This is a genomic window from Winogradskya consettensis, from assembly GCF_018332715.1.
Classification (GTDB): Bacteria; Actinomycetota; Actinomycetes; order Mycobacteriales; family Micromonosporaceae; genus Actinoplanes; species Actinoplanes consettensis.
This window is the reverse complement of sequence record NZ_BOQP01000008.1, coordinates 193914-215524: the sequence shown is the minus strand read 5'-3', so window position 1 is coordinate 215524 and position 21611 is coordinate 193914. Positions and strand designations below refer to the sequence as shown.

The 21611-nt window shown below is 68.4% G+C and carries 21 protein-coding genes and 2 pseudogenes; 7 read left to right on the top strand and 16 right to left on the bottom strand.

What is annotated here, in order from left to right; genetic code table 11:
• Position 1: 1 nt before the first annotated feature.
• The 4 genes from Aco04nite_RS09555 to Aco04nite_RS09540 form a co-directional block, all read right to left on the bottom strand.
• Positions 2-2521 (bottom strand): alpha-L-arabinofuranosidase family protein, encoded by a 2520-nt coding sequence (locus Aco04nite_RS09555; protein WP_212996837.1) that lies wholly within the window; start codon positions 2519-2521, stop codon positions 2-4.
• A 292-nt stretch (positions 2522-2813) separates the two neighbouring features.
• Complete coding sequence (locus tag Aco04nite_RS09550) at positions 2814-3965, bottom strand: ion transporter (protein WP_212996836.1); 1152 nt, start codon at positions 3963-3965, stop codon at positions 2814-2816.
• Between the two features lie 49 nt (positions 3966-4014).
• Positions 4015-5220: a cytochrome P450 gene (locus Aco04nite_RS09545; protein WP_212996835.1), complete on the bottom strand. Its 1206-nt coding sequence runs from the start codon at positions 5218-5220 to the stop codon at positions 4015-4017.
• A gap of 105 nt (positions 5221-5325) precedes the next feature.
• Positions 5326-5658: a hypothetical protein gene (locus tag Aco04nite_RS09540; RefSeq protein WP_212996834.1), complete on the bottom strand. Its 333-nt coding sequence runs from the start codon at positions 5656-5658 to the stop codon at positions 5326-5328.
• A gap of 434 nt (positions 5659-6092) precedes the next feature.
• Between Aco04nite_RS09540 and Aco04nite_RS09535 the strand changes: the two genes are divergently transcribed.
• Positions 6093-6377, top strand: coding sequence for a hypothetical protein (locus Aco04nite_RS09535; RefSeq protein ID WP_212996833.1), 285 nt, complete (start codon positions 6093-6095; stop codon positions 6375-6377).
• Positions 6378-6404: 27 nt separating this feature from the next.
• On the opposite strand, the gene Aco04nite_RS09530 is transcribed toward Aco04nite_RS09535, so the two are convergent.
• Genes Aco04nite_RS09530 through Aco04nite_RS09515 form a run of 4 tightly spaced genes read right to left on the bottom strand, consistent with a single transcriptional unit; the run spans position 6405 to position 11363 of the window.
• Entirely contained in the window at positions 6405-7727 is a 1323-nt protein-coding gene (locus tag Aco04nite_RS09530) for an ABC transporter substrate-binding protein (RefSeq protein ID WP_212996832.1), read from the bottom strand.
• Between the two features lie 11 nt (positions 7728-7738).
• On the bottom strand, positions 7739-8545 hold the full coding sequence (locus Aco04nite_RS09525) for a carbohydrate ABC transporter permease (RefSeq protein WP_212996831.1): 807 nt from the start codon (positions 8543-8545) through the stop codon (positions 7739-7741).
• 17 nt (positions 8546-8562) lie between these two features.
• A complete protein-coding gene (locus tag Aco04nite_RS09520) occupies positions 8563-9423 on the bottom strand; it encodes a carbohydrate ABC transporter permease (protein WP_212996830.1) in 861 nt (286 codons plus the stop codon).
• Positions 9420-11363: a beta-galactosidase gene (locus tag Aco04nite_RS09515; RefSeq protein WP_212996829.1), complete on the bottom strand. Its 1944-nt coding sequence runs from the start codon at positions 11361-11363 to the stop codon at positions 9420-9422. The genes Aco04nite_RS09520 and Aco04nite_RS09515 overlap by 4 nt, the downstream gene beginning before the upstream one ends.
• A gap of 467 nt (positions 11364-11830) precedes the next feature.
• Between Aco04nite_RS09515 and Aco04nite_RS09510 the strand changes: the two genes are divergently transcribed.
• A complete protein-coding gene (locus tag Aco04nite_RS09510) occupies positions 11831-12850 on the top strand; it encodes a LacI family DNA-binding transcriptional regulator (protein ID WP_212996828.1) in 1020 nt (339 codons plus the stop codon).
• Between the two features lie 25 nt (positions 12851-12875).
• On the opposite strand, the gene Aco04nite_RS09505 is transcribed toward Aco04nite_RS09510, so the two are convergent.
• From Aco04nite_RS09505 to Aco04nite_RS09495, 3 genes are read right to left on the bottom strand one after another with little or no spacing between them, the layout of a single operon-like run.
• Positions 12876-13685, bottom strand: a complete 810-nt coding sequence (locus Aco04nite_RS09505) for an amino acid ABC transporter ATP-binding protein (RefSeq protein WP_212996827.1) — start codon at positions 13683-13685, stop codon at positions 12876-12878.
• 5 nt (positions 13686-13690) lie between these two features.
• On the bottom strand, positions 13691-14485 hold the full coding sequence (locus tag Aco04nite_RS09500) for an amino acid ABC transporter permease (RefSeq protein ID WP_212996826.1): 795 nt from the start codon (positions 14483-14485) through the stop codon (positions 13691-13693).
• Positions 14485-15312, bottom strand: a complete 828-nt coding sequence (locus Aco04nite_RS09495) for a basic amino acid ABC transporter substrate-binding protein (RefSeq protein WP_244875844.1) — start codon at positions 15310-15312, stop codon at positions 14485-14487. Before Aco04nite_RS09495 ends, Aco04nite_RS09500 begins: the two co-directional genes overlap by 1 nt.
• Positions 15313-15428: 116 nt before the next feature.
• Between Aco04nite_RS09495 and araD the strand changes: the two genes are divergently transcribed.
• Complete coding sequence (araD, locus tag Aco04nite_RS09490) at positions 15429-16148, top strand: L-ribulose-5-phosphate 4-epimerase AraD (protein WP_212996825.1); 720 nt, start codon at positions 15429-15431, stop codon at positions 16146-16148.
• Here araD and Aco04nite_RS09485 read toward each other — a convergent pair.
• Positions 16118-17077, bottom strand: a complete 960-nt coding sequence (locus Aco04nite_RS09485) for an alpha/beta fold hydrolase (RefSeq protein WP_212996824.1) — start codon at positions 17075-17077, stop codon at positions 16118-16120. The two genes, araD and Aco04nite_RS09485, sit on opposite strands and share 31 nt — an antisense overlap.
• A gap of 62 nt (positions 17078-17139) precedes the next feature.
• On the opposite strand from Aco04nite_RS09485, the gene Aco04nite_RS09480 reads away from it, so the two are divergent.
• Entirely contained in the window at positions 17140-17568 is a 429-nt protein-coding gene (locus Aco04nite_RS09480; RefSeq protein ID WP_212996823.1) for an RrF2 family transcriptional regulator, read from the top strand.
• Between the two features lie 63 nt (positions 17569-17631).
• On the opposite strand, the pseudogene Aco04nite_RS48695 reads toward Aco04nite_RS09480, so the two are convergent.
• A pseudogene (locus Aco04nite_RS48695) lies at positions 17632-17856 on the bottom strand (STAS domain-containing protein); the annotation flags it as partial.
• 63 nt (positions 17857-17919) lie between these two features.
• Between Aco04nite_RS48695 and Aco04nite_RS48690 the strand changes: the two are divergent.
• Complete coding sequence (locus tag Aco04nite_RS48690) at positions 17920-18171, top strand: hypothetical protein (protein WP_244875843.1); 252 nt, start codon at positions 17920-17922, stop codon at positions 18169-18171.
• 73 nt (positions 18172-18244) lie between these two features.
• Here the strand turns inward: Aco04nite_RS48690 and Aco04nite_RS09465 are convergent, their stop codons facing one another.
• Positions 18245-19534, bottom strand: coding sequence for a PP2C family protein-serine/threonine phosphatase (locus tag Aco04nite_RS09465; protein ID WP_212996820.1), 1290 nt, complete (start codon positions 19532-19534; stop codon positions 18245-18247).
• A 114-nt stretch (positions 19535-19648) separates the two neighbouring features.
• Between Aco04nite_RS09465 and Aco04nite_RS09460 the strand changes: the two genes are divergently transcribed.
• Together Aco04nite_RS09460 and Aco04nite_RS09455 are read left to right on the top strand one after the other, a co-directional pair.
• On the top strand, positions 19649-20362 hold the full coding sequence (locus Aco04nite_RS09460; RefSeq protein ID WP_212996819.1) for an MBL fold metallo-hydrolase: 714 nt from the start codon (positions 19649-19651) through the stop codon (positions 20360-20362).
• Complete coding sequence (locus tag Aco04nite_RS09455; protein WP_212996818.1) at positions 20359-20958, top strand: TetR/AcrR family transcriptional regulator; 600 nt, start codon at positions 20359-20361, stop codon at positions 20956-20958. Before Aco04nite_RS09460 ends, Aco04nite_RS09455 begins: the two co-directional genes overlap by 4 nt.
• A 30-nt stretch (positions 20959-20988) precedes the next feature.
• On the opposite strand, the pseudogene Aco04nite_RS09450 reads toward Aco04nite_RS09455, so the two are convergent.
• A pseudogene (locus Aco04nite_RS09450) lies at positions 20989-21225 on the bottom strand (maleylpyruvate isomerase N-terminal domain-containing protein); the annotation flags it as partial.
• Positions 21218-21547, bottom strand: coding sequence for a TfoX/Sxy family protein (locus tag Aco04nite_RS09445; RefSeq protein WP_212996817.1), 330 nt, complete (start codon positions 21545-21547; stop codon positions 21218-21220). The gene Aco04nite_RS09445 and the pseudogene Aco04nite_RS09450, both read right to left, overlap by 8 nt.
• Positions 21548-21611 lie beyond the last annotated feature (64 nt).

The window sequence follows — 21611 nt, the reverse complement described above, 5'->3', positions numbered from 1 at the left end:
CCTAACGAAGAGACAGGCGCAGGAAGGTGACCGAGTTCGGCGCGAACGTGCGGGTGAACGTGGTCCCCAGCCCGCGTACGGTGCTGGTCACGGGTTGGATCGGCTCGGCGGTGCGTGTGTTCTGTTCACCCGGGTCGCCGGTGATGACCGTCTGCTCACCGACCGGTGCGACCCGCAGACCGCCGAGGTCCACCTTCGTGACCGCCGCGGTGTCCTGCGCGTTGACCACTTTGACAATCAGTTCACGGGTACGGTCGTTGCGCGTGACCACCTGCGCGAACGGCTCGGTCACCTTGTCGTCGTCGAAGCTGCCCCACTCCTCGCCGTTCAGGACCAGCCGGACGTGCGTGCCGCGGACCTCGATGCGCAGGTCGTACGGCGTACCCGTGGTCACCGAGTTGGGTTTGGTGAGCAGTTGCTCCTTGGCGCTGGTGAAGCCCTTCTCGACCGCACCCTGGGTGTTGTTCCAGCCGCCGAGGTTCCACCAGTAGAACTGGCCGGTCTCCTGCACCCCGAACGCGACCAGGAAGCCCTCGGCGCCGGCGATCTTGGTCGCCGTGACACTCAGGTCGTAGTCGGTCTCGCCGATGGTGGCTGCTTTGACCATCGTGTCCTGCGCGGAGGTGTCGCTCTGAACATAGGCGCCGTCGACAACCGACCACGAACCGCGCGGTTGCACCGGCGTCCAGCCGTCGGCGTCACCGTCGTTGAAGTCATCGCTGTACAGCACCGTGCCGTCCGGACGGGTCACCCGGACATCGTCGTAGCGGGCCGACGTTGCCCAGGTGGACAACCCGATCGCGCCGGTGATCGGCTGGGGTTGCACCACCGCACCGGTGGCGGTGCTCGGCACGACCCGGTCGCCGACGTTGTTCATGAACAGTTTCTGCACCTGGTAACTGGTCGAACCCCACGACTCGTCGTTGTCGAACCAGATCATGTCCGGGCGCCACTGCACATTGTCGATGTTCGCGAACAGCGGGGCGTAGGACGCCATCTTCACGACGTCGGCGTTACGCTCGAGGCCGGTCATGTACGCGGCTTCGGACAGCGAATTGAACAGTTTCGCGTCCTGGGAGGCGTATTCACCCAGGAAGACCTTCGGGCCGCTGCGGGCGTACGCGTCATAGCGGTTGTTGTTCTGCAGGAACCAGCTCGGGCTGTTGTAATAGTGCTCATCCACCATCGCCACCCCGGCCGCGCGATTCTTGGCCCACAGGTTGTCGAAGGTGGTCCCCTGGTCATCCGGGCCGGAGTTGCTGATCACCGTGAACCCCGGATGCGCGGCCTCGATCGCCGCCCGGAACTGCACAAAATTGGCCCAGTAGGCATCCGGCAGGTTCTCCTCGTTCCCGACCGCGATCGACGTGAGCCCGAACGGACGAGGGTGGCCCATTTTCGCGCGCACCTTGCCCCAGGTCGAGGTGACCGGCCCGTTCGCGAACTCGATGAGATCCAGCGTGTCCTGGATGTGCCGCCGCAGCAGCGCGGGATCATCGGTCGCGCGATTCTGCCCACACCCGGTCACCAGCGCCGGCACCACCGGCAGCGGCATCGCGCCGACATCCTCCGCGAACTGGAAATACTCGTAGTATCCGAGCCCGTAGGACTGGTTGTAACCCCAGAAATTACTGTTCGTGGCCCGCGTCTCCACCGGCCCGACAGTGTCCTTCCACTGGTACGAACGCGAACGGGGGAAACCACTCGCCGCGTCGTACCCGTACATGCTGCCGGTATTGACCAGACACCCACCGGGGAACCGCACGAAGCCCGGGTTGAGCGCCGCGACCTTCTGCGCGAGATCCTTACGCAGCCCGTTCGCGCGCCCCTTGAACGTGTCCCGCGGAAAGAGCGAAACCTCATCAAGCCTGAGCGTCCCGCCGCCGGCTGCAAGAACGGACAGCTTTCCATCATCGACGGTACGCCCGGACCTGAGCGAAACCGCGTACTTGCGCCACCTGTCCCCGCGCACAGTAAGCGTCCTCGCCGCAGCACCGGTGAGCCCGACGGTCAAAGCCGTCCCCGCGGGATTGTCACTACGTGCCCAGACGGAGAAGTCGTACCGCGCACCGGCCTCGACCGCGAACCCAGTGTTGTACCCGGCATTCGTCACGCCGTAGCGCCCACCGGCCGTACTGGTCAGGTCGAGCTTGAGATACGTACGGTTCCGCTCATTCAAACGCGCATCGTCGTTCACGGTCGTCGCGGTGCCGCTGCCCCCGCCGTCCACTGTCGGCGTCCAGGCAGTCAGCCCGTTGTACGCCCCGTTGTCCGCAGGCAGAAACTCGAACGAGCGATTACGCACGAGCTCCGCATAGAGCCCACCATCGGCCGCATAGTTGATGTCCTCGAAGAAAACGCCGTACATGTCATCGTTGATCGCGGGACCCTGAGCGCGCGGATCCAGCGTGATCGTGTAATCCGGATCAGCCGTTCGAGCCTGAACCGGGGCAGCACCGTTCAAAGCAACGGCCACCAGCACCGCCGTCGCCGCTGTCAGCAGCGGCCGGGCATGGAACATCCGTGTCCTCCCGTTGTGAGCGTTAACAACAACGGCAGTGATTATTGTCGATGTGTTACCACGAGTCAACGAACCCGTTACCGACAGTCGCCCCTCCCGCCTGCCCAAGACACCGAGCCCAGGCAAGGCCAAGTCACGGTTGCGTCCGGGCCCAGGCCAGGAGGCGGTGCCGGCCCGTATCGGACCTGGGCGCGGCAGGTTGCGGGTCCGGCCCAGGTCCCGGTCGTGATTGCCGTGGCGACGCCGGCTGCCGGCGCTGCGGCTGTCGCGGTCCGATCGGCCGTGGTGCGGCTCAGATACGTTCCGATTCAACCTCGTCCTGCCCCAGCCGCTGCTCCAATGCGTCGAGCGAGGCCCGCAGCTCGGCGATGTGATGCCGGACCGGCAACGCGGCGACCGCCGGCACCCCGACCCCCGGCGCAGCGATGGCCGGATCTGCACCACTCAACCCGGCCCGGTCAACCTCGCGCACAATGCCCGCCCCCAGCCGTGAATCCGTCTGCCCGCCGCCGAACCCGAACTGCCCACCCGATCCGATTCGCCCACTCCCCCGCGCGCCATCCGAACCAAGCCGCGCACTCTCATACCCGACACCCGAACCCAAGCGCTCACCCTCATGTCCGACTTCCGAACCGAACCGCTCACCCTCGTGCCCAACACCCGGACCGAACCGCTCACCGCCATGCGCGCCCTTCGGCCCGGACCGCTCAGCATCGCGCGCGACCTTCATGCCGGATCGCTCAGCTTCGTGCGCTTCCTGCAGCGCGGTGAGGACCAGCCCGACGAGCAGGTTGGTCAGCAGATAGCACGCAGCGACCATGTAGGACACGTAGTAAAGAACAGCCCAGTCACTGACCTCGCGCCCAGCCTCCAGCGCGTCGGTGATCCCGTCCAGCGACAGCAGCAGGAACAGCGTCAGCATCGCCTGGCCGACCGTGCCGTAGCGCTCCGGGTAGGCGTCGGCGAACATCATCCAGCCCAGCATCGCGTACCCGTAGATGACCAGGACCGTGATCAGGACGAAGCTGCCGAGGCCCGGCAGGGCCTTGCGGATGCCGACCAGGATGACCCGCAGGCTCGGGAAGAGCCGGAACGTACGCAGGATGCGCGCCAGCCGCAGCAGCCGCAGAATGGTGACGTTCTCGCGCACGCCCGGCAGCAACGGCGCAACCACGATCGCGAGGTCGAACAGATTCCAGCCGTCCCGGAAGAACCGGCCCGGGGTGGCGAGCTGCGCGCCGAAGCGCACCAGGAGCTCCACCGCGAACAATGCTATGCAGAAACGCTCCATGAGCTGCAGCACCGGCCCGGCCGCGCCGACCACGCCGTCGTAGGTTTCCAGGCCCAGCAGCAGGGCGTTGACCACGATCACGGCGAAGCCGGCGAGGTTGAACCAGGCGGCGTCGACTACGGCGGCGCAGCGGCGAGAGACTACATAGGACATGAAAGGCGAACGCTCCTCGGACGGTGTGAAAACCGCCGGGATCGTAGCCTCACCAACGAACGGGGAGCGCGTGCAGGCTCCGTACGATCATGCCTTCCTTGAAGTGGAGCTCGTCGACCGGCACGTCTATCCGCAACGAGGGGAGCCGGCCGAGCAGGCCGCGTAACGCCTCCTGCAACTCCATGCGCGCCAGTTGCGCACCGAGACAGTGGTGGACACCCGCGCCGAAGCCGAGATGCGCGCCGTTCGACCGCAGGATGTCCAAACGGTCAGGATCGGACACCAGCGCGGGGTCCCGGTTGGCAATAGCGGTCACGGGCAGGATGGCGGAGCCGGCGGGCAGGCGTACGCCGCTCAGTTCGACCTCCTCGGTCGCCACCCGGATCAGGCCGACGCCGCCCGCGCCGAGCTGGACGAAGCGCATCAGCTCCTCGACGGCCTGCGGAATGCTCTCCGGTCGCTCCTGCAACCGGGCCAGCTGGTCCGGGAACTGGTGCAGGGTCAGCAGGAACATGTTGATCTGGTTGGCGGTGGTCTCATGCCCGGCGATCAGCACGGTCAGGCAGAGCCGCACCAGCTCACTCTCGGAGAGCCGGTCCCGGTCGTCGCGGGCGGCGATCAACGCGGTCATCAGATCATCGGCGGGCCGCTCCCGCTTCACCGCGATCAACTTCTGAAAGTACGCCGACAGGTGGCCGAACCCGGCCTGAATCTCCTCCGGTTTCGCCGTCGAGTCGCTCAGCACGACATCGGACCAGCCATGAAACTCGTGCCGATCCTCGGCCGGCACCCCGAGCAGCTCGCAGATGACCTGAACGGGCAGCGGAAGCGAGAAGTTCTCCACCAGATCGGCGGGCTGCCCCAGCTTCACCAGCTGATCGATCAGCTCGTCAACCATCTCCACCACCCGGGGCCGCAACGCCTCCACCCGCCGCACGGTGAACGCCCCGGCCACCAACCGCCGCAGCCGCGTGTGCTCCGGCGGATCCATGCCAAGAATGGAGTCGGTGGTCGCCTGCCCGAGCCCCGGATCAGGCACACCCGGCTTGTTGGCCTCAGCCCTGCTGAACCGCGGATCAACCAGCACGGTCCGCACATCCTCGTACCGCGTCACCAGCCACCCGGTCGACCCGTCAGCCAACCGGAACTCCGCCACCGGCCGATCCCGCTGCAACTCGGCAAGCTCAACCCCCGGATGAAAAATCGACCCCGGCGGCGGCAGGGGAAAGTCAATCGGGGCACGCTGCTCGATCATCGGAACACCTCCGAAGAGTGACGTCCCCACAACATATCGAAGTTTTGCGATCAACGAAGCCGCCCTCATCGGTCCTCGCCGTCAAACAGCAGCCCTGCCCCGGCCTCACTTAGTCAGCAGCCTGTCCGCGACCACACGCCGAGCTGTCTGCCCACCGCCGAAGTCCGCAGCAGAGGTAAGGGACCGAATCGTTGCCCGCTCCGCCTGGTCGAGTCGTGACCAATACTTCTCCGCCAACCTCAGGCCGTGATACTGCTCGTTCTGTGTCGCGCGGATCACACCGTAGGCCTCCGTGAGCCTGGCCAAATCGGAGTGGTTCAGCAGCTGGGCAGTCGCCGGAGCACCTTGCTCAGCGATCTGCTTGGTCAGCGCCAGCTCAAAAGCGTCAGCGCTGACGGAGATCTTCTCGATGCGCGGGATGATGAACGGGCCCAGCAACAAGGCACCAACAACAAGAAGAGCGGTCGTTCCTGCGTCGCTGGCCGACCGAAAGCGCTAACGCCTCCCGCAAGGAGCGCTACGACTCCTGCAACGACCGCTGGCCAGTGCTGCGGCTTTCCCCCCACCAGGACCCCCTCTGTCCCGAGCATCATTTCTTCTCAGGGCCGCTTGTAACGCTTTTCCGAGCGGCCCCACTCGGGGCTCACCCGATCGGTCTCGATCGACCAGGCCGAGACGCTGGTCGACGTGGGGCAATACGCTCTGCCTCAGCGACGACAGCGCGGAGCGGGTGCGGCGACTTGTTCACCACCCAGCCTGCGGGGAGCGAGGCGGAGGTGCACATCCACCTGACGGCTTTCGATGCGGACGGGGGATGGACGGCACCTGCCATGACGACGCCACTCGAACCACGGGAACGCATAGCTGCCGCTGTGCCGATCGCGATTGAGCTGCGTGAGCTGGTTCTGCGCGAGGCGGAGCGGGGCTTTCGGATGGCCTGGTACGACCGGTTGCGCCAGGTGGTCGACATTCTGGAGACCGACGACGACCCGGCTGAGGTGCTGAAGTATGCCGGTCTCGCCTTCGACAGAATCAGCGATTTCGCCGACTTCATCATCGTCCGGCCCGATGCCGAGCAGACCGTGGCCGAGAATGAGCGGGTCCGGCGGCTGACGGGCGGGTTGCGCGAGTTGCTGCACCGGCGGCCCGGGGAATGAGCCGGGCCGCCGGTGGGAGGCGGAAGGCTATTCCTTGACCGGGATGGCCTGGGACTTCAGGGTCTGGATGGTGGAGGCCTGGGCGGCGGTGAGTGCCTCGGTGAGGGAGCCCTTGCCCGACACCGCGGCCTTGAAGCCGTCGGAGGCGTTGGCGTAGGTGGCCGTCATGGTCGGGCCCCAGGTGAAGTCGGGGGCGACCTCGGTGGAGGCCTGGGCGAAGACCTCGTAGATCTTCTGGTCCCCGTAGAACGCGACGCCCTTGGACAGCGCCGGCAGGCTGGTGCCCGCGGTGGTGGCCGGGTAGAGGTTGGCCTTTTCGTTGAGCAGGGTGAGGGCCTCCTGGTCCGTGTTGAGCCAGAGGGCGAACTGCGCGGCCTCGTACGGGTGCTTCGAGCCCTTGAAGACGGCCGTGGACGAGCCGCCCCAGTTGCCCGCGGACTTCTCGCCCGCTGTCCACTGCGGCATCGGGGCTACGCGCCATTTGCCGGCGGTCTTCGGGGCGCCGCTGGCGATGGAGTTGGCGCCCCACACCGCGGAGACCCAGGTCCAGGCGGAGCTGGAGTTGTAGGCGTTGTCCCATTCGGTGGTCCACGGCGGGACGGTGGAGACGAGTTTCTTGCTGATGAGGTTCTGCCAGTAGTCGGCGACCTTTGTGGTCTTGTCGTCGGTGAGGTTCACCGTCCAGTTCTGGCCGTCGTTGGCGAACCAGCGGCCGCCCGCCTGCCAGGTGAGCCCGGCGAACTGGTTGATGTCGCTCTGCGAGAAGTTGGTGATGTAGCCGCCGGCGGCGCGGACCTTCTCGGCTGCGGCGGCGTACTCGTCCCAGGTCGTCGGGATCGCGATGCCGTTCTTCTCGAACAGGTCGGCGCGGTAGAACAGCGCCATGGGACCGGCATCCTGGGGTACGCCCCAGGCGCCCTTGGCGTCGCCGAAGCTGACCTGGTTCCAGGTCCAGGGGATGAACTGGTCCTTCGCCTTGGCCACGTTGTCGCAGGCACCGACGTCGACCAGGCCGTCCTGCACCCGGAAGCTGGGCAGCGCGTCGTATTCGATCTGGCCCAGGTCGGGGGCGTTGCCGGCCTTGAGCTGGTTGAAGAAGTTCTGGTACGTGCCGCCGTTGCCGTTCGGGCCGGTCTGCACCTTGACCTGGATGTTCGGGTTCTTGGCGTTCCAGACCTTGACGACGTCCTCGATCCCGGGGATCCACGACGTGTAGGTGAGGGTGACCGGCCCGGCCGACGACGGCGCGCAGGCCGCGGCCGACGCGTCGGAGCCGGAGTCCGAGTCGCTGGACGAGCAGGCGGTGAGGAAGAGGGCCGGAACGATTAACGAGGCGAGTAGACGACGCACGGATACACCTTTCATTTGACAGCTCCGGCGCCCAGACCGTTGCGCCAGAAGCGTTGGAGGAGAAGGAAAGCGACCACCAGCGGGGTGATCGAGAGCAGGGCACCGACGATCACCAGGCCGCGGAGCTCGGGGACCTGGTTGACCTGGGTGTTCCAGGTGTAGAGGCCGAGCGTGACCGGGAACAGCCGCTCGTCGCTGAGCATGATCAGCGGGAGCAGGAAGTTGTTCCAGACCGCGACGAAATGGAAGAGGAAAATGGTGACGAGGGCCGGGAACATGAGCCGGGTCGAGACCGTGAAGAACGTCCGGACCTCGCCGGAGCCATCTATGCGGGCCGCTTCCAGCAATTCCTCGGGTACGCTCGCCGCCGCGTAGATCCGCGCCAGGTAGACGCCGAACGGGTTGACGAGGCTGGGCAGGAAGACCGCCCAGAACGTGTTCGCCGCTCCCGCCTTGCTGAAGATGAGGAAGAGCGGCAGTGCGAGCGCGGTGGCCGGGACGAGCACCCCGCTGAGCACGATGTTGAAGAGCAGCTCCCGGCCGCGGAACCGGTACTTGGCCAGCGCATAACCGCACATCGCGGCCAGCACCGTGCCGAGCAGGGCAGCTCCGCCGGTGTACGCGATGCTGTTGAGCATCCAGCGCAGGAACACGCCGTCGCGATACGTCACCAGCTCGCGGATGTTGTCGACCAGGTGGAAATCGGCGAACCACATGGGCGCCGTACCCGTGAACTGGTCGTTGTTCTTGGTGGCTCCGACGAAGAGCCACCAGATCGGGGCGAGGAAGTAGATCGTGCACAGACCCATGACGGCCATGACGCCGACGCGACTTTTCACTGCTCGGCGCTCCGGCGCTGGGTCGCCTTGAGGAAGGCGAACGAGAGGACGAACGTCGTCAGGGCCAGCACCACCGAGAACGCCGCGGCCAGGTTGAAGTTGGGGATCGACGAGGTGGAGTAGACGGTCAGGTTCGGCGTGTACGTGCTGGTGACCGCCGAGCTGAAGCTGCGGAACACCTGCGGCTCGGCGAGCAGCTGCAGGGTGCCGATGATGGAGAAGACCGTGGTCAGCACGATCGCCGGCAGCACCAGCGGGATCTTGATGGACCAGGCGATCCGGAACTGCCCGGCGCCGTCCATCCGGGCCGCCTCGTAGACCTCGGTCGGGACGGCGAGCAGCGCCGAGTAGATGATCAGCATGTTGTAGCCGACGTAGACCCAGGTCACGACGTTCGCGATGGACCAGAGCACGAGGTCGGCGGAGAGGAAGTCGATCGCGCTGGTGACCGGCTTGAGCGGGGACAGGTTCGGCGAGTAGAGGAAGCCCCACATGATCGCCGCGATGACGCCGGGGATCGCGTAGGGGACGAAGAACGCGAGGCGGAAGAACCTGCGCCCCTTGACGAGGCCGGAGTCGAGCAGCAGCGCCAGGATCAGCGCGATCCCGAGCATCACCGGCACCTGCACCACGCCGAACGCGGCGACCCGGCCGAGGGACGCCCAGAACGGGCCGTCCTGGAACACCCGCTGGTACTGGTCGAGACCGCCGAAGACCTCGCGGACGGGCCCGAACGTGCCGCTGCGTTCGACCTTGTAGAGCGACTGGACGACCGCGTACCCGATCGGCACCAGGTAGAACGCGATGAAGAGCACCCCGAAGGGCACGACGAAGATGGGTACGGCTCTGTTCTTCATGACGCCTCCCCGAGACGTACGACGCGTACGGCGCCGGCGGGCACGAGCAGCGACCCGTCGACGTGGTCGCCGGTGACGAGCTCGTGACCGGTGACCGGGTGCTCGACCGGCTTCGCGCCGTGGTTGATGACGAAGCGGAACTGCCCGCGCCGGACGACTTCGAGCTCGCCCGGCTCGGCGGTGGCCCCGACGGCGTCACGCAGGACCGTGCGCAGGTCGGCGTGGTCGAGGTGGGTGGCGACATACCAGGCCTGGCCCGCGCCGTACGAGTTTCTGGTCACGGCGGGGACGTCTTTCAGCGGACTCTGGGCGTACGCGAGGATGGGCTCGGCTGTCGTGAGTCGCAAGCGCTCGGTCCAGACGGTGGCCTTGCCCCCGCCGTGCAGGGGAATCTCCTGCCCCGGCAGCAGCGGCTGGAACTCCTCGGTGACCACGCCGAGCAGCTCCCGGAACGCGCCGGGGTAACCGCCGAGCCGGACCCGGTCGTCCTGATCGACGATCCCGCTGTAGAACGTGACGACCGCGTTGCCGCCCGCCCGCACGAAATCGGTGATCGCGGCGGCCTCGGCGTCGGAGACCATGTGCAGGCAGGGCACGACGACGGTGCGATAGCGGCTGAGGTCGGCGCCCGGCGCGACCACGTCGGTGGTCACGCCCAGATCGCGCAGGCCACGGTACGCGTGGTGCACCTGATCGAGGTACGTGACGTCCTGCGACGGCCGTGCCTCCGTGTCGGTCGCCCACCAGGACTCCCAGCTGAAGATCAGCGCGGTGTCCGCCTCGACCGTCGTCCCGGCCACGTCGGCGAGCCGGTCCACGGTGGCCGACAGTTCCAGCACCTCACGCCACAGGTCCGTGTCGGTCCCCGCGTGCGGCACGATCGCGGAGTGGAACTTCTCGGTGCCCTGCGCCGATGCCCGCCACTGGAAGAAGCAGAGCGCGTCCGCACCGCGGGCCACGTGGGTCAGCGAGTTGCGCAGCAGTTGCCCCGGCTCCTTGGCCACGTTGTACGGCTGCCAGTTCACCGCGCCCGTGGCCTGCTCCATCAGCATCCACGGCCGCCCCTTCGCCAGCCCGCGGGTCAGATCCGCGGCGAACGACAGCTCCGCGACCGGGTCCTCGAGCCGGTGATCGAGATAGTGGTCGTTGGCGATCACGTCCATCTCGGGCGCCCACGACCAGTAGTCCAGGTTCCGGATGTGCGCGGTGACCATGAAGTTCGTGGTGACCGGCACGGCCGAGTGCCGGCGCAGCACCTCGGCCTCGGCGCGGTAGTGGTCCAGCAGCGCGTCGGAGGAGAACCGCTGGAAGTCGACCAGCTGCGCCGGATTCCGCGCGGACAGCGTCAACCGCGGCGGCCCGACCTCGGCGAAGTCGCTGTACCGCTGGCTCCAGAACGCGGTCCCCCACGCCTCGTTGAGCTTCTCCACGGTCTCGTACTTCCGGGCAAGCCACTCCCGGAACGCCGCCGCGGAGTTCTCGCAGTAGCAGAGCGCGTTGTGGCAGCCCAGCTCGTTGGAGATGTGCCACAGGTCGACAGCCGGGTGGTTGCCGTAGCGGCGGGCCATCTCGTCGACCAGGGCAAGGGCATGGTCGCGGAACACCGGCGAGCTGGGGCACCAGGCCTGGCGCCCACCCGGGAACCGCGTCGTGCCATCGGCGGTCACGGGCAACACCTCGGGATGGCGATGCGTCAGCCAGGGCGGCGGCGACGACGTGCCCGTACCCATATTGATCTTGATCTCGTTGTCGTGCAGCAGCCCGACGATCTCGTCGAGCGCGGTGAAGTCGAAGACGCCGGGCCGCGGCTGAACGCTGGACCAGCCAAAAACATTGATAGCCACAAGATCTATGCCGGCGGTACGCATGAGCGCCATATCCTCGCGCCACACATCCGCCGACCACTGTTCGTAGTTGTAATCGCACCCGAGCCGGATCATGGAGGTCCTTCTGGCCGTGTGTGCACGTGCACACATTTCCGCGCGCTGACACATCGATGACGGATGTGTGAACGGGCACACACTAGACACGCCCGCGCCGGGCGGTCAATAGCCGTCGTGCACTCGCTTCAACTCCCGCATCTGCCACTCCCCCGTCCGGCCGCCTGTCGCCCTGTCCGGCGTTGGCCGCAGGTGGGCCGCCGCCGGGACCGCCGGGCCTGCCGGGCCTCCCACCCCGGCCCGCTGGCCCTCCGGTGCGAGCTGCCGGTCCGGGCTGCCGGTCCTCCCGCCCCGGGCCGCCGGTCCTCCCGCCCCGGGCCGCCGGTCCTCCCGCCCCGGGCCGCCGGTGCTTCGCCCGGAGTGGCCGATCACCGTGGCGAGTGGCCGATCACCGTGGCGGGTGGCCGATCACCGTGGCGGGTGGCCGGGAGGTGGAGGGTGGGTGGCCGGCACGTAATGTGGTTGGTGTGGCCGGACCCGGGACTCCTCGACGGGCCACGGTGCACGACGTCGCCGCGGCGGCCGGCGTGTCCCGTGGCACGGTCAACCGTGTCCTGAACGGCGGTTACGTCTCGGCGGATGCCCGGACGGCGATCGAGGCCGCCATCGCGATGGTCGGTTACGTCCCGAACACCGCGGCACGCAACCTGGCGCGCAGGCGGTCGCAGGCCATCGGGTTCATAGCCCTCGAGGATCCGGCGCTGCTGCTGGAGGATCCGAACATCGGCGCGATCATGATCGGTGCCAACGAGATCCTGTCCCTGGCCGACCAGCAGATGGTCAGCCTGGTCATCGACTCGGACCGCGACACCCAGCGCGTGTCGCGCTACCTCAGCGGCGGCTTCGTCGACGGCGCGATCATCGTCTCGGCACGCTCGCACGACCCGATCACCCGGCTGATCGCCCAGATCGGACTCCCGGCCTGCTTCGTCGGTCACCCACCGGACCTCGACCGTGGCATCCCCTACGTCGGCATAGACAACACCGGCTCGGCCCGCGCGATCACCGCACGCCTCCTGGCCACCGGCCGCCGCCGCATCGGCATGATCGCAGCCGCCCTCGACCGGGATTCAGGCGCGGACCGGCTCACCGGCTTCCGCGAAGCGCTCGGCTCCCACTTCGACCCGGCGCTGGTGGCGGAGATTCCGCTCTACGACTACGCGTACGGCGTGAAGGGCATGCGGGCGCTCCTGGACCGCGAGCCGCTCATCGACGGGGTTTTCGCCGCATCGGACGCGGTGGCAGCCGGCGCGCTCGAATCGCTGCGCGAGGCGGGCCGCCGGGTGCCGGAGGACGTGGGCATCGTCGGCTTCGACGACAGCTCCTGGGCCCTGCGAACCCAGCCCCCACTCTCCACCGTCCACCAGCCCGCCCGCGACGTCGGCCGCAACGCCGCCGAACTCGTCCTGCTCCAGCTCCGCGGCAAGGACCCCGTCCCGGAATCCATTCTGCTGGATTCCCCGGTCGTCTGGCGAACCTCTGCCTGACGCCATGCCGCCGGTTCCGCATCGATCAAGGATCAGGGTCGTCGGTGCCGCTGCCACGGTTGCCAGGCAGGTGGGCGCCGATCTCGGTTTCGCTGACCCGGGTGGGTTCCAGGACCCGGTGCAGGAATTCGCGGGTGCGGTCCTCCCGGGGTTCGCCGAACACCCGTGCGGGTGGGCCCTGCTCGACGATCACGCCGGCGTCCATGAACACGACTCGGGAGGCCACCTCGCGGGCGAAGGCCATCTCGTGGGTCACCACCAGCATGGTCATGCCCTCGGCGGCCAGGCCCCGCATGACCGCGAGCACCTCCCCGACCAGTTCGGGATCCAGTGCGCTGGTCGGCTCGTCGAAGAGCATCAGCTGCGGGTCCATGGACAACGCACGGGCGATGGCGACCCGCTGCTGCTGGCCGCCGGACAGCTGGGCCGGGTAGGCGTCGGCCTTGTCCGTGAGGCCGACGCGGGCGAGGTTCTCCGTCGCCACCCGGGCGGCTTCGGCTCGGTTGCGTTTGAGGACCCGGCGCTGGGCGATGGTGACGTTCTCCCGGACGGTCAGATGGCCGAACAGGTTGAACTGCTGGAAGACCATGCCGATACCGCGGCGTACGGCGTCGATGTCGCAATCCGGGTCGGTGACCTCGACGCCAGCCACCCGGATCGTGCCGGAGGTCGGTTCCTCGAGCAGGTTGACGCAGCGCAGCAGCGTGGACTTGCCGGAGCCGGACGGGCCGATGACGCAGACGACCTCACCCGGTTCGACGGCCAGGTCGATGCCGCGCAGGACCTCCAGGGTGCCGAACGACTTGTGCAGGCCGCTGATCTCGATGGTGGACATCGTGGTCATCTCTCCCTCGCCGCCCGGCGTTCCAGCCCGCGCACCAGCTGCGACAACGGCAGGGTGACCACCAGGTAGAGCAGGCCGGCCACCACCAGCGGGGTCGGGTTGACGCGGGTGTTGAGCGAGTCACCGGCGAATTTGGTCAGTTCGATGGTCGTGGACGTGACGCCCAGGACGTACACCAGGGAGGTGTCCTTGGTAAGGAGGATGATCTCGTTGGTCAGCGGTGGGATCACGATGCGGAACGCCTGCGGCAGCACGATGGAGATCATCGCGCGGGTGTGCGACATGCCGAGCGTGCGGGCCGCTTCCAGCTGCCCGCGGGGCACCGCCTGGATGCCGGCGCGGATGGTCTCGGCCATGTACGCGGCGGCGGTCAGGCCGAGCCCGACCGTGACCGAGCCGTAGACGCCGCCGGGGATCTCCCGGTCGGGGAAGGCCAGCGGCACGCCGTAACCGACCATGAACAACACCAGCAGCGCCGGCAGCCCGCGGAACAGCTCGATGTAGGCGGTCGCCAGCCAGCGATACGGCCCGATCGACGACAGCCGCATCAGCGCGAGGACCAGTCCGACCGACAGACCGAAGACGAAGGCCAGCAACGTGTACGCGACCGTGTTGCGCAGCGCGATCGTGATGGCCTCGGGGAACATGCTGCCGGCGACGTCGAGCCGGAAGAACGCCTCGGACAGCCGGCCCCAGTCCGCGGAGCCGGCCACGGCCAGGAGCACCAGCGCGAAGACGACGTATCCGCCGATCCGCGCGATCCGCTGCCGCCGGCGACGACTCAGCTTCATCAGCTCGCCGGCTTCTCGCCGATCCAGTTCGTGTAGATCTTGTCGTACGTCCCGTCGGACCGGGCCGCCGCCAGGGCCTCGTCAACGGTCTTGAGCAGCGCCGCGTTGCCCTTCTTGACGGCGAAACCGTACTGCTCACCGGTGTCGAACCCGGCCGCGACGACGATCTTGGCGGGGTTGGCCCGGATGTACTCGTTCCAGACCGGCAGGTCGTTGACGGCCGCGGCGATCTGGTTGGTGGCCAGGGCCTGCTGCAGCGCGGCGAGGTCCTTGTACGAGACGACCTCGATGTCGAGGCTCTTGTCCTTCACCTGGGTCTTGATGTAATCCTCACCGGTGGTGCCACCCTGCACGCCGAGGCGCTTGCCCTTGAGCTCCTCCAGCGTCTTGACCTGGCTGCCGGTGAGCACGGCGAGCGCCTGGGTCGCGTCGAAGTACGGTGCCGAGAAATCCAGCACCTGCTTACGCTCATCGGTGATGGTCATGCCGGCCGCGGCGACGTCGCACTTGCCGGCGTTGAGGTCGGACCCGGACTTGATGCCCTCGAACGGTGTGTCCACGATCTCCTGCTTGACACCCAGCTTCGCAGCGACCAGGTCGATGAGCGCGACATCGAAGCCGACCACCTTGCCGGTCTCGTCCTTCGCCTGGAACGGCGCGTAGGGAAGGTGCGTGCAGGTGGTGAGCACTCCGGCCTTGACCAGTGAGACGCCGGAAGCAGTGGTGCCCCCGGTGTCCTCCTTGGCACAGCCGGCGAGCCCGATCCCCGCCAGCAGAACGGCGGCCGTCAGCGTGGTCGCCCTGCGCACACGTCGAAGCATGTCCATACATCACAGGCTACTGCCTCTAGATCCACCGCATAGGCATCGAAGACACGCGATCTCTGCGAATTCAGGTGATGCCATCGGGAGCGTTCCGCGCGTGTGAGCGTTAACATCCCGCCATGAGCAGTTACGGATCCAGTGCGCTTCGGCAGGCGGTGCTTCGCGCCAATCTCATGATTCCCGAGGCGGGTCTTGCCGCCCTGACCTGGGGAAACGTCAGCGGCGTGGACCGTGAGGCGGGGCTTTACCTGATCAAGCCCTCCGGGGTGGCCTACTCGGAGCTGACCGAGGAGATGCTGGTCCCGGTGGACCTGGCGACCGGGAAGGTGCTGGGCGGGGAGCTCCGGCCGTCGGTGGACAGCGAGACCCACCGGGCGTTCTACCTGCAGTGGTCGTCGATCGGCGGGGTGACGCACACCCATTCGACGAACGCGGTGGCGTTCGCCCAGGCCGGGCTCGACATCCCGGTGCTGGGGACGACGCATGCCGACTCGTTCAGCGGGCCGGTCGGGGTGGCGCGGCAGTTGACGCCCGAGGAGTGCGCGACCGATTACGAGTTGAACACCGGGAAGGCGCTCATCGAGCTGGTCGGCGGGGACGAGGACGCGGTTGGCATGCCGGGAGCGCTGGCTGCCAACCACGGCCCGTTCACCTGGGGTGCTACGCCGGTGAAGTCGATCGAGTACGCGATCATCATCGAGAAGGTCGCCGAGATGGCGCTCAAGACGCTGGCGCTGAACCCGAACGCGAGCACCCCGGCGCATCTGCAGGAGCGGCACTTCAAGCGTAAGCACGGCCCGGGGGCGTACTACGGCAATGCCGGGGTTCTGCCCTCGTAGAGATCGAGGTAGGCGCGCTGGAGTTCGGCGGCGTGCGTGCCCAGGCCCGCGGGGTCGGCGGTGTCGTGGCCGACGTTCCAGGAACCGGGGATCTCGTACGCCGCGAGCTTCAGGCCGTTCGCCCTGGCCAGGTCGCCGGGGATCGCGGTGGCACGGGTCAGGTCGATGTACGTGTCGCCGGCCGAGGTCACCACGGCGACCGACTTGAGGGAGGCGTTGCGGGGGTTCTTCGGGTAGTTGCGCGCGATCCGGAGGTACTGCGACAGGGCGGCGTACGAGAAGCCCTGGCTGTTGATGTGATCCGGCAGCAACCTGTTCCCGTAGAGCACCATCAGCGGTTTGATCTGCCAGCTCGGGGCCTGGGACGCGGCCGGGGAGTAGAACGGTGAGAGCGTGAGCAGGCGCGCGACCGCGTCCGGGCGGTAATCGGCGAGCCAGGTGGCCAGGACGCCGCCACCGGAGATGCCGACCACGCCGGCCTCGTCACCCAGGCCGGCCGTCACGGTCAGCGCGTCGTCGGCGTAGTCCACGAGCTCATCGGCGTGCAGGCCGGTGTGGGCGTTGAGGTCGGTGACGCCGTGGCGGGGAGCGCGGGGCACGAAAACGTTGTAGCCCTGGTCGTAGTAGAGCTGGGCGAGGGCGCCGAACTGGACGGGGCAGTCGGTGTAGCCGTGGAGCATCAGGACGGCTCCGGGCGTACGGTTCTCGTGAATCAGGGCCTTGGTCCGGCATTCCGGCTGGACCGTCGCGTCGCCGGTGTCCCGGGTGACCTCCTGGGTCGCCCTGGCCTGCGCGTCCGTGAAGGACAGCGTGGCGGCGTCCGCGTGGGTGAGGTGGTCGCTGCCCAGTGGCCAGACGTAGATCGTGCCGACGGCCAGCACGATCAGGGTCAGGAACGCGGCGAGAATGCGGAGCGACCAGCGAAGCATTGAAGTCCTCAGGGCAGAAGTGAAACAGGAGTATCACATGCCTCTTCGCGTAGGGTAAAACCGTGCGACTGAACCGCTCCACCGACATCGGCCTGCGCATCCTGATGATGGGCGCGACCCACGACGGCCTGCTCACCATCGACGGGCTGGCCGCATCGCTCGACGTGCCCCGGCACCACCTGGCCAAGGTGGTCCAGCGCCTGCAGCACCTGGGGCTGCTCGACACCGTCCGCGGGCGTAACGGGGGCCTTCGCCTCTCCCCCACGGCCGCTGCGGCGTCGATCGGCGCGATCGTGCGCGACTTCGAGGGCGCCACGGAGGTCGTCGACTGCGACGGCGACCCGGCCGCCCCCTGCCCGTTGCGCAGCGGGTGCCGGCTGCGCGGAGCCCTACGCCGGGCGCAGGAAGCTTTCTACGTCACCCTTGACCCGATCACCGTCGCGGCGCTCACCGAGCCCCCGACCCGGCAGCTCCTGCTGAGCATCGGCTAGCCCGGTCCACAGGGGCGGGGGTGCCTCGGTCTCGCCGTCCCTGCGCAGCCAGGCGAGCGCGGCCGGGGTGTCGGCGAAGGTGGGGAACGCGCGTTCCAGCCGCATGGTGTGCAGCACCGTGAGGACCAGGCGCGACGGCGCGGCCAGGCACAACCACCCACCATGATCCTGCCGGACCTTCTGCCGCACGCGGACCAGCAGGGCCAGGCCTTCGGCATCGACCGTACGCACGGACGAGAGATCCACGACCACGTGCCGCGCGGTCCCACTCGTCGCCGCCGGCAGGGCGCGCAAATCACCGCCCGCTCCGATGCGGACCACCGCGACCGTTCTCTGCGATTGCTGGAGCACGTGAACGAGCATGCACCCTCGAAGGCCCCGGCGCGTCATCCGAACGCGGTCAACCTTCTACTTCAAACGTGGTACGCGCCCGGCAAGGCCGCGGAACCCGTCACCGATCGACGCGGCATTCAGGACGACACCGACGCCGTCGAGCAGCCATTCGAGCCAGTGGATCGAGAAGAGCTCGGTGCTGATCTGGCCGATCGCGATGCAGACGCCGGTTGCGAGCCAGTACAGAGATTTTCCCGCCCCGTCCTCTGAACGTCCAATGCTCGCTGACTTCAAGGTGGACGGGACGCCGCGGTGGTATCGCTCCGGGGCAAAGACCCGGCTCTCAGGCGGGGATGTGCAGGACCAGGATCGCCGTGTCGTCGCCGGCGCGGCCGTCGCTGTGCCCGGCCACCGCGGTCTCGATGGCCGTGGCCAGGGTTTCCGCGTCCCTGGCAGGGGTCTGCGCGAGCAGGTGACACAGCCGGTCGATACCGAAGAACTCCTGGTCGTACGGGCGGCGGGCCTCGGTCACGCCGTCGGTGTAGAGCAGCAGGCTGTCGCCCGGGTGCAGGACCGTACGCTGGTCACGCAGGGGCGGGTTGTCGAGCCAGCCCAGGATCAGGCCGTGCCGCCCCAATGCACGGACCGTGCCGTCGGCGCGCCGGATCAGGGCCGCGTCATGGCCGCCGCAGCTGACCCGGACGCTGAAGCCCCGCGGGTGCGGGCGCAGGGTCGCGTAAACCGCGGTGAGGTACGGCTTGTCGACCGTCACCCACTCCCGCAGCGCGGTGTTCAGGGTGGCCAGATTGCGGCTCGGCACCGCACAGCGGGCAGCCGCCGCCCGCAGGGTGTAGCGGGCGAGGGCAGTCGCCCGTGCCGCCAACGGCCCCTTGCCGCACACGTCGCCGACTACCGCGGACCAGCTGTCCCCGGTGGAGGCGAAGACGTCGTAAAAGTCGCCGAGCACCTCGTCGCCCCCGGCGCCGCGCCGGTAGCGGGCGGCGACCTGGACACCGGGGATCTCCGGCAGCGTCACCGGCAACAGGCTCTCCTGCAGGGTCCGGGCCAGCGCGTTCGCCTTCTGCGCCGACCGTTCGGCCCGGTCGGCGGCGCTCTGCGCGTCCTCCAGCGCCGTGCGCAGGGCGATCTCCCCGGCGGCGGCCCGGGACATGGTCCGCAGCACCTCGACGTCGTGGGCGGTCCACCTGCGGGGCACGGTGTCGACGGCGCAGAAGCTGCCCAGGACGTGACCGTCGGCGGAGAAGACCGGGAAGCCGGCCCAGGCCACCACACCCATCAGGTCGATCGACGGATTGTCGTACGTCCGCGCGTCGGTCCGGGCGTCCTCGATGATGACCTCGGCCGCGGCGCCGATGACGTACTGGCAGAAGGACTGCTCGACGGTGTTCTGCCGGTCCGCCGGGTCGGTGGCGGTGATCCCGATGCAGCTCTTCCAGAACGAGCGGCTCTCGTCGACCAGCGTCACGAACGCGAAGGGGGTCTCCAGCAGCGTCGCGGTCAGCCCGGTGAGCCGGTCGAACGGCTCCTCGGCGCCGGTGTCGAGCAGCCCCGTCCGGCGGACCGCGGCGAGGCGGGCGGGGTCGAGAACCTGCGCCGGAACAGGTCGGGCCACCGTCGTCACCCCGATCTGTCATCCCGCTCGTGCGGCACACGATACAGCCGCTGTTCAGCGATGGCGGGCCGCCAGTTGCGGGGAAAACCCGCGGCACGCCGTAAACTCGGTGACATGATCACCCGCCGTCGGCTCCTGTTCACCGCCGGTTCCGGAGTCCTGGGCGTCGCGTTGCTCGGCAGCTGCTCCGAGAAGCCGGAGAACGCAGCGCCCGCACCGAGCAGCAGCAGCAGCAGCAGCGGCGGCACCGGTGGCTGGCAGCGGGTCAACCTGAGTTTCGTGTCGGCCTATCTGCTGATCCGCGGGAACGAGGCGGCGGTGGTCGACCTCGGCACCGCGGGCTCGGCCGACGCGATCGGCTCGGCGCTCACGGCTGCCGGCAGCGGCTGGGGCGAGGTCAAGCACGTCATCCTCACCCACAACCACGGCGACCACGCGGGCGGGCTGGCCGGGGTGGAACCGCAGGTCAACGCCGTGTTCTACGCCGGGGTCGCGGATGTCGCCGGGATCAAGGCGGCGAAGTCACCGGTCGGGCTCAAGGACGGCGACGAGGTCTTCGGGCTGCAGATCATCGGTACGCCCGGACACACCGCCGGGCACATCAGCGTGTTCGACCCGTCCACCGGCACCCTCGTGGCCGGTGACGCGTTGCGCACCACGGACGGGCTGGCCGGCGCGGACCCTCAGTACACCGCGGATCCCGGGCAGGCGGCGCTGTCCGTACGCAAACTGTCAGCCCTGCCGGTCACCACGATCCTGCCCGGCCACGGCGACCCCCTCACCACCGGCGCCGCCGAGGCGCTGAAGAAACTGGCGGCCACCCCATGACCGAGCCCCGCCGGCGCAACGCGGCCCGCACCCGCCAGCTGCTGCTGGACGCCGCGCGGCAGCGGTTCGCCCACAACGGCTACGCAGCCACCACACTGCGCGAGATCGCCGACGACGCCGGCGTCAACATCGCCCTGGTCAGCCGGTATTTCGAGTCGAAGGAGGGCCTGTTCTCGGCGTGCCTGACGCTGGCCGCGGACGAATTCCGGCGCCGCGCCGACAATGTCCCCCTGGAACGCATCGCCGAGGCCATCGCCGCCCGGATCGGCGACTCCGACCGGACCGGCACCCCGGACCCGATGTTGCTGCTGTTGCTCCGGTCATCGGGTGATGTGCGAGCCGACGAGATCCGGCTCGACGTCCTGCGCGGCTACGGCGCCAAACTGGCAGCCGCAACCGGCGCCGACCCCGACGTTGACCCGCAGATGGTGCTCCGGGCGAACATCGTCCTCGCCGCCACCACGGGCATGCTCCTGATGCGGCTGCAGGGCCTGGAACCCCTCGCCTCGGCCACCAAGGAAGACCTGGTCGGCCCCCTGCGCGACATGATCGACGCCCTGCTCTCCGTCCGCACGGCTCCCGGACCATCTCAGTAGAGGAAGGGCACCGGGGGCAGGTCGCCGATGGTGGCCCGCTTCGATCTCCTCGGCGCGGGCCGCCATGCTGGGGTACTCCGGGGTTTCGACGCCCGTCCGGGCCCAGGTCAGCAGGCGGGTGCCGCCGTCGGCGTTGCGGGCGACGTGGGTCAGCACATGCCCGCGGGTCCGGCCGGGCAGCAGCGACGGCTGCCGGACGTCCGCGTCCGAGAACGCCGTCGCGGTCCGCAGTAGGCGCTCGGTGGCTGCCGTGATGGCTTCAAGCACGAAGGCTTCGCACGTACGCCGTGCCGCGCCCCACCCAGCGGGCCAGGGCCTCGTCGTCCTCGCACGCCTCGGATGTCACGGTGATCCACCCCTTCATCGGGGTGTCGCGCATGACGGTGGGCGAGGCTCCGGGCTCGGTGCAGTAGCCGTCGAGCTCGGCGGGGTCGACGCGGACCATCAAGCCGCCGACACCGCGCACGGCGACGGCCATCCGGCCCCCGATCAGCATGGCGAGACCGCCGAACATGCGCTTCTCGTCGACACCTCGCTCGCCGCCGAGCAGGGCCCGCACCCGATGGGCGAGATCTTCGTCATAGGCCATGGTGCGAGCGTAAAGGGTGCGGGCCCGTGGCTCCGGCCGGGATCGGGTGGCGCAGAGCGTGGCG

Excerpts from the sequence above, each read along its gene's own strand:
- Aco04nite_RS09520 (WP_212996830.1), bottom strand. The coding sequence starts at position 9,423 with ATGAAGAACAGAGCCGTACCCATCTTCGTCGTGCCCTTCGGGGTGCTC.
- Aco04nite_RS09460 (WP_212996819.1), top strand. The coding sequence starts at position 19,649 with ATGATCACCCGCCGTCGGCTCCTGTTCACCGCCGGTTCCGGAGTCCTG.
- Aco04nite_RS09525 (WP_212996831.1), bottom strand. The coding sequence starts at position 8,545 with ATGGCCGTCATGGGTCTGTGCACGATCTACTTCCTCGCCCCGATCTGG.
- Aco04nite_RS09550 (WP_212996836.1), bottom strand. The coding sequence starts at position 3,965 with ATGTCCTATGTAGTCTCTCGCCGCTGCGCCGCCGTAGTCGACGCCGCC.
- Aco04nite_RS09505 (WP_212996827.1), bottom strand. The coding sequence starts at position 13,685 with ATGTCCACCATCGAGATCAGCGGCCTGCACAAGTCGTTCGGCACCCTG.
- Aco04nite_RS09500 (WP_212996826.1), bottom strand. The coding sequence starts at position 14,485 with ATGAAGCTGAGTCGTCGCCGGCGGCAGCGGATCGCGCGGATCGGCGGA.
- Aco04nite_RS09485 (WP_212996824.1), bottom strand. The coding sequence starts at position 17,077 with ATGCTTCGCTGGTCGCTCCGCATTCTCGCCGCGTTCCTGACCCTGATC.
- araD (WP_212996825.1), top strand. The coding sequence starts at position 15,429 with ATGAGCAGTTACGGATCCAGTGCGCTTCGGCAGGCGGTGCTTCGCGCC.
- Aco04nite_RS09515 (WP_212996829.1), bottom strand. The coding sequence starts at position 11,363 with ATGATCCGGCTCGGGTGCGATTACAACTACGAACAGTGGTCGGCGGAT.
- Aco04nite_RS09445 (WP_212996817.1), bottom strand. The coding sequence starts at position 21,547 with ATGGCCTATGACGAAGATCTCGCCCATCGGGTGCGGGCCCTGCTCGGC.
- Aco04nite_RS09495 (WP_244875844.1), bottom strand. The coding sequence starts at position 15,312 with ATGGACATGCTTCGACGTGTGCGCAGGGCGACCACGCTGACGGCCGCC.
- Aco04nite_RS09555 (WP_212996837.1), bottom strand. The coding sequence starts at position 2,521 with ATGTTCCATGCCCGGCCGCTGCTGACAGCGGCGACGGCGGTGCTGGTG.
- Aco04nite_RS09455 (WP_212996818.1), top strand. The coding sequence starts at position 20,359 with ATGACCGAGCCCCGCCGGCGCAACGCGGCCCGCACCCGCCAGCTGCTG.
- Aco04nite_RS09545 (WP_212996835.1), bottom strand. The coding sequence starts at position 5,220 with ATGATCGAGCAGCGTGCCCCGATTGACTTTCCCCTGCCGCCGCCGGGG.